The sequence below is a fragment of the Paenibacillus elgii NBRC 100335 genome, assembly GCF_004000865.1.
Lineage (GTDB): Bacteria > Bacillota > Bacilli > Paenibacillales > NBRC-103111 > Paenibacillus_G > Paenibacillus_G elgii.
The window spans coordinates 1-12709 of the sequence record NZ_BIMB01000060.1 but is presented as its reverse complement, the minus strand read 5'-3'; the positions used below and the strand labels follow the sequence as shown (position 1 = coordinate 12709).

Annotated in this window: 11 protein-coding genes; all 11 read left to right on the top strand. The window is 58.0% G+C overall.

The window, feature by feature from the left end; translation table 11 throughout:
* Positions 1-179 precede the first annotated feature (179 nt).
* The 11 genes from purB to purD all read left to right on the top strand — a co-directional run bounded on the left by purB (position 180) and on the right by purD (position 12437).
* Positions 180-1475: an adenylosuccinate lyase gene (gene purB / locus PEL01S_RS29435; protein WP_127462774.1), complete on the top strand. Its 1296-nt coding sequence runs from the start codon at positions 180-182 to the stop codon at positions 1473-1475.
* Between the two features lie 27 nt (positions 1476-1502).
* The gene (locus PEL01S_RS29430; RefSeq protein ID WP_127462773.1) at positions 1503-2396 is read left to right on the top strand and encodes a phosphoribosylaminoimidazolesuccinocarboxamide synthase; all 894 of its coding nucleotides are present in this window, start codon (positions 1503-1505) and stop codon (positions 2394-2396) included.
* A 95-nt stretch (positions 2397-2491) separates the two neighbouring features.
* A complete protein-coding gene (gene purS, locus PEL01S_RS29425; RefSeq protein WP_063184372.1) occupies positions 2492-2740 on the top strand; it encodes a phosphoribosylformylglycinamidine synthase subunit PurS in 249 nt (82 codons plus the stop codon).
* A gap of 19 nt (positions 2741-2759) precedes the next feature.
* Complete coding sequence (gene purQ / locus PEL01S_RS29420; protein WP_127462772.1) at positions 2760-3455, top strand: phosphoribosylformylglycinamidine synthase subunit PurQ; 696 nt, start codon at positions 2760-2762, stop codon at positions 3453-3455.
* The gene (gene purL / locus PEL01S_RS29415) at positions 3433-5679 is read left to right on the top strand and encodes a phosphoribosylformylglycinamidine synthase subunit PurL (RefSeq protein WP_127462771.1); all 2247 of its coding nucleotides are present in this window, start codon (positions 3433-3435) and stop codon (positions 5677-5679) included. Before purQ ends, purL begins: the two co-directional genes overlap by 23 nt.
* Positions 5661-7199 carry an amidophosphoribosyltransferase gene (purF, locus tag PEL01S_RS29410; protein ID WP_204343371.1) on the top strand — a complete coding sequence of 513 codons (1539 nt, stop codon included), beginning with the start codon at positions 5661-5663 and terminating at the stop codon, positions 7197-7199. The genes purL and purF overlap by 19 nt, the downstream gene beginning before the upstream one ends.
* A 288-nt stretch (positions 7200-7487) precedes the next feature.
* Complete coding sequence (gene purM / locus PEL01S_RS29405; RefSeq protein ID WP_127462770.1) at positions 7488-8528, top strand: phosphoribosylformylglycinamidine cyclo-ligase; 1041 nt, start codon at positions 7488-7490, stop codon at positions 8526-8528.
* A complete protein-coding gene (purN, locus tag PEL01S_RS29400) occupies positions 8525-9157 on the top strand; it encodes a phosphoribosylglycinamide formyltransferase (RefSeq protein ID WP_127462769.1) in 633 nt (210 codons plus the stop codon). The genes purM and purN overlap by 4 nt, the downstream gene beginning before the upstream one ends.
* Entirely contained in the window at positions 9154-10341 is a 1188-nt protein-coding gene (locus tag PEL01S_RS29395) for a phosphoribosylaminoimidazolecarboxamide formyltransferase (RefSeq protein WP_127462768.1), read from the top strand. Before purN ends, PEL01S_RS29395 begins: the two co-directional genes overlap by 4 nt.
* A gap of 88 nt (positions 10342-10429) precedes the next feature.
* Positions 10430-11164: an IMP cyclohydrolase gene (locus tag PEL01S_RS29390; protein WP_127462767.1), complete on the top strand. Its 735-nt coding sequence runs from the start codon at positions 10430-10432 to the stop codon at positions 11162-11164.
* A gap of 13 nt (positions 11165-11177) precedes the next feature.
* Positions 11178-12437: a phosphoribosylamine--glycine ligase gene (gene purD / locus PEL01S_RS29385; RefSeq protein WP_127462766.1), complete on the top strand. Its 1260-nt coding sequence runs from the start codon at positions 11178-11180 to the stop codon at positions 12435-12437.
* Positions 12438-12709 lie beyond the last annotated feature (272 nt).

Here is a 12709-nt window from a genome sequence, read left to right as displayed (position 1 = left end):
GATGGAGCGGATCGTTCTGGAGAAGCGTAGCGGTCGCCTTTGTCCCTGGATTCTAACAACTTAAGGGGTTATACAATCAAAAGAATCCGGGGACAACAGCGATCGGAGGAACGATCCGCTCGCGCAGCGACTATTTCACCAAATAAAGCAAACGGATTAAAGCGGAGGATGGAGAAACCATGATCGAACGTTATACGAGATCCGAGATGGGCGGCATTTGGACGGAAGAAAACAAATTTAAGGCATGGCTCGAAGTCGAGATTCTTTCCTGCGAAGCGTGGGCGGAGCTGGGTGTGATCCCGAAGGAAGATGTCGTCGAGCTGCGCAAAAACGCAAGCTTCAACATCGACCGCATCTACGAAATTGAGCAGGAGACGCGCCATGATGTGATCGCCTTCACGCGTGCGGTATCCGAGACGCTCGGACCGGAGCGGAAATGGGTGCACTACGGCTTGACTTCTACGGATGTAGTCGATACGGCGCTTGGTTACTTGCTCAAGCAAGCAAACACGATTCTGGAGAAGGACCTGCTGAACTTCATCGAGATTTTGAAGAACAAGGCGGTCGCTTACAAAGATACGCCGATGATGGGACGGACGCACGGCGTGCATGCCGAGCCGACGACATTCGGGCTGAAAATGGCGCTGTGGTACGAGGAAATGAAGCGCAATCTGGACCGTTTCCGCTTTGCGGCGGATGGCGTGCAGTTCGGCAAAATTTCCGGCGCGGTCGGCACGTACGCGAACATCGATCCGTTCGTCGAGGAATATGTGTGCGGCAAGCTCGGCACGAAGCCGGCGCCGATCTCCACGCAGACGCTGCAGCGCGACCGTCACGCGGAATACATGGCGACGCTGGCGCTGATCGCGACCTCGCTCGACAAGTTCGCGACGGAAATCCGTGGGCTGCAGAAGAGCGAATTCCGCGAGGTGGAGGAGCCGTTCGCCAAAGGGCAAAAAGGCTCGTCCGCGATGCCGCACAAGCGCAATCCGATCGGCTGCGAAAGCATTTCCGGACTGGCGCGGGTCATCCGCGGCCATATGGTTTCCGCTTACGAGAACGTGACGCTGTGGCATGAGCGCGATATCTCGCACTCTTCGGTCGAGCGGATCATTTTGCCGGATGCGACGATCCTGCTCAACTACATGCTGAACCGCCTTGGCAACATTGTGAAGAACCTGACGGTGTTCCCGGAAAACATGAAGCGCAACATGCAAAGCACATACGGCGTACCGTTCTCCGGCCGCGTCATGACGAAGCTGATCGACAAAGGCTTCAGCCGTGAGCAAGCGTACGACACGGTACAGCCGCGCGCGATGCAGGCTTGGGAAGAGCAGCGCTCGTTCCGCGACATTATCGAGAATACGCCGGCGATCCGGGAGCATCTGAGCCTGGAAGAGATCGACGACGCGTTCAACCCAAGCTGGCATTTGAAGCATGTCGATACGATTTTCAAGCGTCTCGGCTTGAGCTGATCTAAACGGGGGAGGCCTGATGAAGCGATGAGTGGAACGACGACAACGGCCATTTCGAGCGCCGAGCCTTACGTGAAGGCGCCGCTGCTCTACAAAGGCAAGGTCCGGGAGCTGTACGATCTCGGCGAGCACTACCTGATCGCGGTCACCGACCGCATCTCCGCGTTCGACTGGGTGCTGAGCCCGGCGGTGCCCGACAAAGGCAACGTGCTGAATTCGCTCAGCCGCTTCTGGTTCGAGCAGACGGCAGGCATCCAGCCGAATCATCTGGTGCACGCCGACGTGGATCGGCTCGGGGAGCTGGTCACGGACCGCGAGATCATGAAGGACCGGTTCATGGTCACGAAAAAGGCGCAGCGGATCGACATCGAATGTGTCGTGCGCGGCTATATTACTGGCGGCGGCTGGCGGCAGTATCAGAAAACCGGCGAAGTGAATGGGCACAAGCTGCCTGCGGGCATGCGGAAGAACGAGCGGTTTCCGCAGCCGATTTTCACGCCTGCCGCGAAGAACGACGTCGGCCACGACGAGGACATCACGATCGAGCGGATGACCGAGCTGGTCGGTGCGGAGCTGACGCAGCAGCTTCAAGAGATTAGCATCCGGCTGTACGAGTTTGCGCGGGAATTTTGCGAGGCGCGCGGCATCATTCTGGCGGATACGAAGTTCGAATTCGGTCTTATTGACGGCGAAATCATCTTGATTGACGAAATTTTCACGCCGGATTCCTCCCGTTTCTGGGACAAAAGCAAGTACGAGCTCGACATCGAGATCGACGGCATGGACAAAGAACCGGTCCGGACGTATTTGTCCGGCACCGATTGGGACAAAAACAGCGAGCCGGACCCGCTGCCTCCGCATGTGGTGGAGGAGACTTCCCGGCGTTACCGCGATATCTATAACCGTTTGGTGCAAGGGTAAGCTGGCTTGCCGGGGCGGCAAGCCGCCGCTCCGCGGATAACGCGCTTCAGGATAGGCCTAAAATGATTAACTTAATGTGGGAGGTACTTTTCCTAATGTTCAAAGCAACGGTATACGTAACGATCAAGCAAAGCGTTCTGGATGTGCAAGGAACCGCCGTACAGGGCGCGCTCCACTCGATGGGCTTCGACGAAGTGGACAAGGTGAGAATCGGCAAATATTTGGAAGTGGAACTGAACACAAACGACCGGGCTGCGGCGGAAGAGCGGTTGAAAGCGATGTGCGAAAAGCTGCTCGCGAACACCGTCATCGAGGATTACCGCTTCGAGCTGGTACAGGGTTAATCAAAAGGAGGCGCGCGTGATGAATTTCGCGGTGTTGGTATTCCCCGGCTCCAACTGCGATATCGACTGCTACAAAGCGGTAGAGGATACGATCGGACAGCCAGTGGATTACGTATGGCATACGGAAACGGACTTATCGAAATATGATTGCATTCTTATTCCCGGCGGCTTCTCGTACGGCGACTACCTGCGCTGCGGCGCGATAGCCCGTTTTGCCCCGGTGATGAGCGCTTTGGTGAAAGCGGCAGAGGAAGGAAAATACATTCTGGGTATTTGCAATGGTTTCCAGATTTTGTTGGAATCAGGTCTGCTTCCAGGAGGCATGCTGCACAACCGGTCGCTGAAATTCCGCTGCCACGCAGCCATGCTGCAGGTGGAAAATACGAACACGCCGTTTACTTCGGACTATGCGAAGGGCGAGCTGATCAATATTCCGATCGCCCACGGCGAAGGCAACTATTATTGCGACGAGGCGACGCTGGCGGAGCTGAAAGCGAATAACCAGATCGTGTTCCGTTATGAAGCGGGTAACAACCCGAACGGCTCGGTCGACGATATTGCCGGCATTTGCAACCGTGCGGGCAACGTGCTGGGCATGATGCCGCATCCGGAGCGGGCAGTACACGAGCTGCTCGGCTCGGCGGACGGACGGAAGATGTTTACATCGATTTTGAGCACCTGGAGGGAGAAGCATGGCGCAGCAGCTATCGGCTAAGGAACCAACGGCAGAGCAAATTGCCGAGCAGCAGATTTACAAGCAGTTCGGCGTATCGGATGCGGAGTATGACAAAATTTGCGGGTTTTTGGGCCGGAAGCCGAACTACGTCGAGATCGGCGTGTTCAGCGTCATGTGGTCCGAGCACTGCTCCTATAAAAACTCGAAAGCGGTTCTCCGCAAATTCCCGACAAGCGGACCTCGTGTCCTGATGGGACCTGGCGAAGGCGCGGGTATCGTCGATATCGGCGACAACCAAGCGGTTGTGTTCAAAATCGAAAGCCATAACCACCCTTCGGCGGTCGAGCCTTACCAAGGCGCGGCGACGGGAGTCGGCGGCATTATCCGCGACATTTTCTCGATGGGCGCAAGACCGGTGGCGGTCTTGAACAGCTTGCGTTTCGGGCGTCTTAGCAATGAGCGCGTCAAATATTTGTTCGAGCACGTCGTTTCGGGCATCGCAGGGTACGGGAACTGTATCGGGATTCCGACGGTCGGTGGCGAAGTCATGTTCGACGAGAGCTACGAAGGCAACCCGCTCGTCAATGCGATGTGCGTCGGTCTGATTGATCACGACAAGATCCAAAAGGGCGTTGCCAAAGGTGTCGGCAACCCGGTCTTCTACGTCGGCCCGGCGACGGGACGCGACGGCATTCACGGCGCGACGTTTGCTTCTGAAGATTTGACGGCGGAATCCGAAGCGAAGCGTTCGGCGGTACAGGTCGGCGATCCGTTCATGGAGAAGCTCGTGCTGGAAGCGTGCCTTGAACTGATCAATTCCGGCATCGTCGTTGGCATTCAGGATATGGGCGCCGCAGGCTTGACCTGCTCCAGCTCGGAGATGGCGAGCAAGGCCGGCAACGGTATGGAGCTGTACCTGGACGAGGTGCCGCAGCGCGAGGAAGGCATGACGCCTTACGAGATGATGCTGTCCGAGTCGCAGGAGCGGATGCTGTTCGTTGTGAAGCCGGAGCATGAGGCTCAGGCGAAAGCGATTTTCGAGCGTTGGGGGCTGCACTGCGCGAAGGTAGGCAAAGTGACCGACGACGGCAACCTGAAGCTGTATCATAAAGGCGAGCTGGTCGGCGACATGCCGGTCAAAGCGCTCGTAGACGATTGCCCGATGTATCACAAGCCTTCTGCCGTACCTGCTTATTATGAAGAGAACGGCAAGATCGATACGCTTCGTTACCCGGAAGTGACGGATTTGAACGGCGCGCTCAAGCAGGTGCTGGCTTCCCCTACGGTAGCGAACAAAGAATGGATTTATAACCAATACGATTACATGGTGCGCACCAGCACGGCGGTTCAGCCGGGCTCCGACGCGGCGGTCGTGACGATTCGCGGCTCCCGCAAGGCGCTGTCCATGTCCACGGATTGCAACGGACGCTTTGTATATCTCGATCCGGAAGTCGGCGGACGCATCGCCGTGGCGGAAGCGGCGCGCAACAACGTTTGCTCCGGCGCGGAGCCGCTGGCAATTACGGACAACCTCAACTTCGGCAGCCCGGAGAAGCCGGAAATTTTCTGGCAGCTGGAGAAATCCGTCGACGGCATGGCCGAAGCTTGCCGCAAGCTGAATACGCCGGTCATCGGCGGTAACGTCAGCTTGTACAACGAGAACGCCAAAGGCGCGATTTATCCGACGCCGGTCGTCGGGATGGTCGGCTTGGTACATGACACGGACCATATTACGACGCAGGGCTTCAAGCGCGAAGGTGACGTGATCCTGCTGCTGGGCGAGACAAAAGCGGAGCTGGGCGGCAGCGAGTTCCAATATGTCGTGCACGGTGTCACGGAAGGCCGTCCGCCGCAAATCGATCTGGATGTGGAAAAAACGCTGCTGGATGCCGTGCTGTCGGCGATTCAGCAAGGGCTTGTCGCATCCGCGCACGACTTGTCCGAAGGCGGACTGGCCGTCGCGCTGGCTGAGAGCTGCATGAGCGGCCGTCTCGGTGCGAAGGTGAACTTCGCTTCGGAGCTGCGCCCGGATATCGCGCTGTTCAGCGAGAGCCAATCCCGTATTCTGCTAAGCGCCGCTCCGGACAAAGCCGAAGCGCTGCAAAAGCTTTTGGCAGAGCGCGGCGTGCCGGCGCAAGCGCTCGGTACGGTCGGCGGCAGCTCGCTGCAGCTTCAAGTCAATGGAAAACCGGTTATTGATGCATCTGTGACGGAACTAGAAAAGGTTTGGAAGGATGCGATTCCATGTCTGATGAACAGCTGATCGGCGGACAGGGACAAGAGGCAGCGAAAATCGTTCGTTCGGCATCCGGAGAGGCTACGCCGCTCTGGACCGGACGCTACTATAACGAAGGCCATACCGGCCAAGACAGCTTTATGGACAAGCTGGGGGAAGAGTGCGGAGTTTTCGGCGTATTCGGGCATTCCGAAGCCGCTTCGCTCTCGTACTACGGCCTCCATGCGCTGCAGCACCGCGGACAGGAAAGCGCGGGCATCTGCGTAGCGAACGGCGAGTCGTTTCATTATCACCGCGGCATGGGGCTTGTGAAGGAAGTATTCAACAACGACAACCTTGCCCCCATGACCGGGAGCGCTTCGATCGGACATGTGCGTTATTCGACGTCAGGCGAAAGCAAGCTGGCCAACGCGCAGCCGCTCGTATTCAAATACCGTGGCGGCGATCTGGCGATTGCTACGAACGGCAACTTGACCAACGCGCCGGAAATCAAGGAGCAGCTGGAAAAAGAAGGGTCGATTTTCCAAACGACCAGTGATACGGAAGTCGTAGCGCACTTGATCGCCCGGTCGAAGCAGAACGATATCGTCTCCGCCGTGAAGGAGACGCTGCTCCGGGTAGAGGGCGCGTATGCGTTTATGTTTTTGACGAAGGATAAGCTGATCGTCGCGCGCGACCCGCACGGCCTGCGGCCTTTTGTGATTGGCCGTCTTGGCAACGCGTGGCTGTTTGCTTCCGAATCCTGTGCATTCGACACGGTCGGCGGCAAGTATTACCGCGACGTCGAGCCGGGCGAGCTGCTGGTGCTGGACTTCAAAACCGGAGCAGTAACGGAAGACCGGTTCTCGCCGATCAAGCAGCGCGCAATCTGCGCGATGGAATATATTTATTTTGCCCGGCCGGACAGCGACATCGACGAGACGAACATCCACTCCGCCCGCAAGCGGATGGGACGCCAGCTGGCGATCGAAGCGTTCGTCGACGCCGACATTGTCACCGGGGTGCCGGATTCCAGCATTTCCGCCGCGATCGGCTATGCGGAGCAGACGGGCATTCCGTACGAGCTCGGTCTGATCAAAAACCGCTACACCGGCCGGACGTTTATCCAGCCGAGCCAGGAGCTGCGCGAGCAGGGCGTCAAGATGAAGCTGTCGGCGGTGCGCAGCATCGTCGAAGGCAAGCGCGTCGTCATGATCGACGACTCGATCGTGCGCGGCACGACCTCGCTGCGCATCGTTAACCTATTGCGCGAAGCTGGCGCGAAGGAAGTGCACGTGCGGATCAGCTCGCCGCCATTTGCGAACCCGTGCTTCTACGGCATCGACACGCCGAGCCGCAAAGAGCTGATTGCCGCAGTGAAATCGGTGGAGGAAATCCGCGAAGCGATCAACGCCGATTCGCTGCATTTTCTCAGCCATGAGGGGCTGCTCACGGCCATCGGCCGTCCAAACGTAGAAGTCAACCGCGGGCTGTGCACGGCCTGCTTCGACAATCGCTACCCGACGCCGGTTCCCGACGAAGCCGCTCTTGGCTGCGGCTGCGATTGATTGCGGCGAGGCCGCCCGCATGCTTTTGACCTAACCCGGCGGTCCCAGGAAGCCCGGACCGCCTTTTTTACGATAGCGCAGATTTTCCCGCGCAAAATTATTTGACCAAGCGCTTAGGGCAAAGGTTCGTGTGTCTGCCGGAGAGTTTACGTGCCGCCTTTGAAAACGGGTTATTCCCACTGCGAATATGAATGAAGATAACCCGTTTTCAAGAGCGGCCGCAGGCAGACAGCACGAACTGGAGCCGGAACGAGCGCAGCCAACCACTTTTGGGGAGGAACAATCCAAGTGTCCGATGCATATAAACAAGCCGGTGTCGATATCGCGGCCGGCAACGAAGCGGTAGAGCGCATGAAAAAGCACGTCAAGACGACCTTCCGTCCGGAAGTGCTGACAGACCTCGGCGGCTTCGGCGCGCTGTTCGGCCTGAACAAGGACAAGTACGAAGAGCCGGTGCTCGTTTCCGGTACGGACGGTGTGGGCACGAAGCTGAAAATCGCTTTTGCGATGGACAAGCACGATACCATCGGCATCGATGCCGTGGCGATGTGCGTGAACGATATTGTCGTACAGGGCGCGGAGCCGCTCTTTTTCCTCGATTATCTCGCCTGCGACAAGGTCATTCCGGAAAAAATCGAAGCGATTGTCAAAGGCATCAGCGACGGCTGCGTGCAGTCGGGCTGCGCGCTGATCGGCGGCGAAACGGCGGAAATGCCGGGCATGTACAGCGAGGGCGAGTACGATATCGCGGGCTTTACGGTCGGCATCGTCGACAAGAAGAAAATCATCGACGGCTCCACGATCCGTCCGGGCGACGTCGTCCTGGGCCTCGCTTCGAGCGGCGTTCACAGTAACGGCTTCTCGCTCGTGCGCAAGCTGCTGCTGGAAGACAAGGGCTACACTCTGCACGATACGATCGACGAGTTGGGCGGCCGTCTGGGCGACACGCTGCTCGTGCCGACGAAGCTTTACGTCAAACCGGTGCTGGCGGTGCTCGAAGAGGTATCGATTAAAGGGATGGCGCATATTACCGGAGGCGGCTTCCTGGAGAACATTCCGCGTGTGCTGCCGGAGGGCGTCAATGTCGAGATCGATTACGGCTCTTGGCCGATTTTGCCGATTTTCCAGTTGATGCAGTGGGAAGGCGGCATCAGCAACAACGATATGTTCCGGACGTTCAACATGGGGATCGGCATGGTCGTCATCGTGGCGGAGGAGCAGGCTGCACGGGCTGCCGAGCTATTCGCGCAGCATGGCGAGAAAGCCTATACGCTCGGCCGCGTAACGGCAGGGGAGCGTAAAGTTACATTTACCGGGGCGGTCGTATGAGAACCGAACCGTTGCGTATTGCCGTATTCGCCTCGGGCAGCGGAAGCAACTTCCAAGCGATAGCGGATGCGGCAATGGCAGGCCGGCTCGATGTGCGCATCGAGCTTTTGGTCTGTGACCGGCCGAATGCGGGGGTAGTCGAACGGGCCAAGCAGGCCGGCGTGCCTGTTCATACGTTTCGTCCGAAGGACTATGATTCGCGCGAAACGTATGAGCGGGAAATTTTGACGATGTTACAGCAAAAGCAAGTCGAGCTTGTCGTTCTTGCCGGGTATATGCGCATTGTGACCAAGGTGCTGGTGGACGCATATTGGGGACGCATGCTGAATGTTCACCCGTCGCTGCTGCCGTCGTTCCCGGGTCTCGATGCCATAGGGCAGGCGCTGCGGCATGGGGTCAAGGTGACCGGCGTGACCGTTCATCTTGTCGACGGGGGCCTGGACAGCGGACCGATTTTGGCGCAGCGCGCCTTGGACATTGAACCTGGAGATACGGAGGCTTCCGTCGCCGAACGAATTCATCGCATTGAGCACCGATTGTACCCCGAAGTGATACAGGCGATTGCCACGGGAAGCATCCGCTTGGAGGATGCCGCCAACAAATATAAGGAGGACGGGACCGCACCATGAGCCAAACGACGAATCAAACGCAAGTATTGGAGCTCCGTTACGGAATGAACCCGCATCAAAAGCAAGCGAAGCTGATCGGGGAAGGGACGCTGCCGATCAAAGTTGTGAACGGCGACCCCGGCTTCATCAATCTGTTAGACGCTTTTAACGGTTTCCAGCTCGCAAGGGAGCTGCGCCGCGCAACGGGGCTGCCTGCCGCCGCTTCGTTCAAGCATGTAAGCCCGGCGGGAGCAGCCGTAGCTGCGCCGCTGACGCCCGAGCTGAAGAAGGCTTACTTCGTGGAAGGCTTGGAGCTGTCGCCGCTGGCAACCGCTTATGCACGGGCACGTGGTGCCGACCGCATGTCCTCATTCGGCGATGCCGCCGCGCTCAGCGATATTGTAGACGCCTCGACGGCACAGCTGTTGAAGCGGGAGGTGTCCGACTTGGTCGTGGCCCCGGGATATACCGACGAAGCGCTGGAAATTCTCCGCGCCAAGAAAAACGGCGGCTACCTGATTCTCCAAATCGATCCGGATTACGTTCCGAATCCGGTCGAAACCCGTAAGCTGTTCGGCATGACGCTCCAGCAGGAGCGAAACGATGCCGTCATCGATGAAACGGCGCTGGAACGCATCGTTACAGACAACAAAGAGCTTCCGGAGAACGCGAAGCGCGATCTTCTCATTGCGCTCGTGACGCTGAAATATACGCAATCCAACTCGATCTGCTACACGCTGGACGGCCAAACGATCGGGATTGGCGCTGGCCAGCAATCGCGCATTCACTGCACCCGTCTGGCGGGAGACAAAGCGGACCGCTGGTTCCTTCGCCAGCATCCGACGGCGCTGAACATGGCTTTCCGTCAAGGGCTCTCCCGCGCGGAGCAAAACAACGCCATCGATTTGTGGCTGGAAGAAGAGCTGACACCGGTGGAGCAGGCGGCTTGGGAAGCTTGCTTCGAGCAAGTACCGGCGCGTCTGACGCGCGAAGAGAAGCGCGAATGGCTGAACAAGCTGCAGGGCGTTTCCTACGGCTCCGACGCCTTCCTGCCGTTCCGCGACAATCTGGACCGTGCGAGCCGCAGCGGCGTCAAATACGTCGTGCAGGCAGGCAGCTCGATGCGCGACGAGGAAGTCGTGAAAGCGGCCAACGATTACGGCATGGTAATGGCTTATTCGGGAGTCCGTTTGTTCCACCATTAAGAAGCGAAACGGGCATTGCACAACAATGACCAAGCTTATGCTTACGAAGCGAGCATTGCTTCGCAATGCTCTGAGGAGGAATACTCAAGTGTCGACGAACAGAGCCGCGCAAGCGGAGCAATATTTTCAAAGTTTGCGGCAAAATGTATACCCGGGCCGCGGCATCGTGATCGGGCAAACGCCGGACGGTACCCGACTCGTGCAGGTGTACTGGATCATGGGGCGCAGCGAGAACAGCCGCAACCGCGTATTTATCCAGGAGGCCAACGGATTTGTCCGCACCGAAGCGAAGGACCCGGCGAAGCTCACCGATCCGTCGCTCATCATCTACTACCCGGTGAAGCACGCGAACGGCGCGCATATCGTCACGAACGGCGATCAGACCGATACGATTCACGAGGCGCTGCTTTCCGGCAGCACGTTCGAAGCCGCGCTGGCCACTCGGACCTACGAACCGGACGCACCGAATTTTACGCCGCGAATCAGCGGTTTGGTCGATGTGAACGATGGGCAATTTGCCTATAAGCTGTCGATCCTGAAATCGAACGGCAATACGGAGGATCAAACCCTTCGTCATACGTATACGTACGAGAAGGCGCTGCCGGGCTACGGCCACTGCATCCATACGTATGCCGGCGACGGAAGCCCGCTGCCTTCGTTCCAAGGCGAACCGGCGCTTGTGCCGATTGCCAGCGACGACATCTGGCTGATTGCGGATGCCTACTGGCAGGCACTGAACGACGAGAACCGCATCTCGCTGCTCGTCAAAACGATTCAGATCGGAAGCGGAGAGACCGAGCTGCTGATCGTCAACAAAGAATAGGAGGAGCCTCAACGTGCGGATACTGGTTGTAGGCGGCGGCGGCCGCGAGCATGCGATATGCTGGGCGCTGAAGAAAAGCCCCAAAGTCACGGAGCTGTACTGTGCGCCGGGGAACGGGGGCATCGCATCGGTTGCCGAGTGCGTCCCGATTCAAGTGAACCAATTTGAGGAAATTGCGCAGTTTGCGATCGACCATACGATCGATCTGGTCGTTATCGGTCCGGACGATCCGCTGTCCGAAGGCATCGTCGACCATTTGGAGGCGAAAGGTCTGACCGTATTCGGACCCCGCCAAAATGCGGCGATTATCGAAGGCAGCAAAGTGTTCACCAAGCAGCTGCTGAGAAAATACAACATCCCGACGGCCGCTTACGAATCGTTCGAGCGGTACGAGGACGCGGTCGCATATCTGCGCCAGCAGCAAGCGCCGATCGTCATTAAAGCGGACGGCCTCGCGGCAGGCAAAGGGGTCGTCGTGGCACAGACGCTGGACGAAGCGGAAAAAGCGCTGCATGACATCATGGTCGCCAAGGTGTTCGGCGAATCCGGCAACCAAGTCGTGATCGAGGAGTTCCTCACCGGTCAGGAAATGTCGATTCTCTCGTTCGTCGACGGCGAGACGGTGTGCCCGATGGTACCTGCTCAGGACCATAAGGCTGTCTACGATAACGACAAGGGACCGAACACCGGCGGTATGGGCACCTACAGCCCGCTGCCGCACATCCCGCAAGCCGTGATCGACGAGTCGATCGAGACGATCATTAAGCCGACGGCCAAAGCGATGGTTGCCGAAGGGCGGCCGTTCCGCGGCGTACTGTTCGCTGGCCTGATGCTGACGCCAAACGGACCGAAGACGATCGAGTTCAACGCCCGCTTCGGCGACCCTGAGACGCAGGTCGTGCTGCCGCGGCTGAAAACGGATTTGCTGGATATTTTCCTTGCCTCGGTCAACGGAAGGCTGGATCAGATGGAGATTGAGTGGAGCGAGGAAGCGGCCGTTTGCGTCATTTTGGCGTCCGAAGGCTATCCGGCCTCGTATCCGAAAGGGCTTCCGATCGAAGGCTTGGAGGACGTGCAAGAGTCGATCGTATTCCACGCGGGAACGGCCGTCAAGGAGGGCGCAATCGTGACCAACGGCGGCCGTGTGCTTGGCGTGACCGCGCTTGGCCGCGATATTGCCGAGGCCCGCGCCAAAGCTTATGCGGATGCCGACTGCATTCGTTTCCAAGGCAAGCACAATCGTACGGACATTGCGAAGAAAGCGCTCGTGTAAAATATCGAACCGGGGTAAGGAAGCGATTCCTTTGCCCCGGTTTTTTTGCGTGCGGCGAAGCCTTGTCTACTTACGGCCGCTTCCTTTAATCATGATTTTGTCCCAATTTCGATAAACGTACAAAACAGCCCCTATCGCTCCGACTACCAAAATACCTGACAGCCAATAGTGATGCACGTAATAGGAAAAAGCGCGCAATGCTATTCCTCCCAGTCCATTTTTGAATTAGTGTTCCCCTAACCACAGAAAAATAAAGCGCCTGACTCCATTTT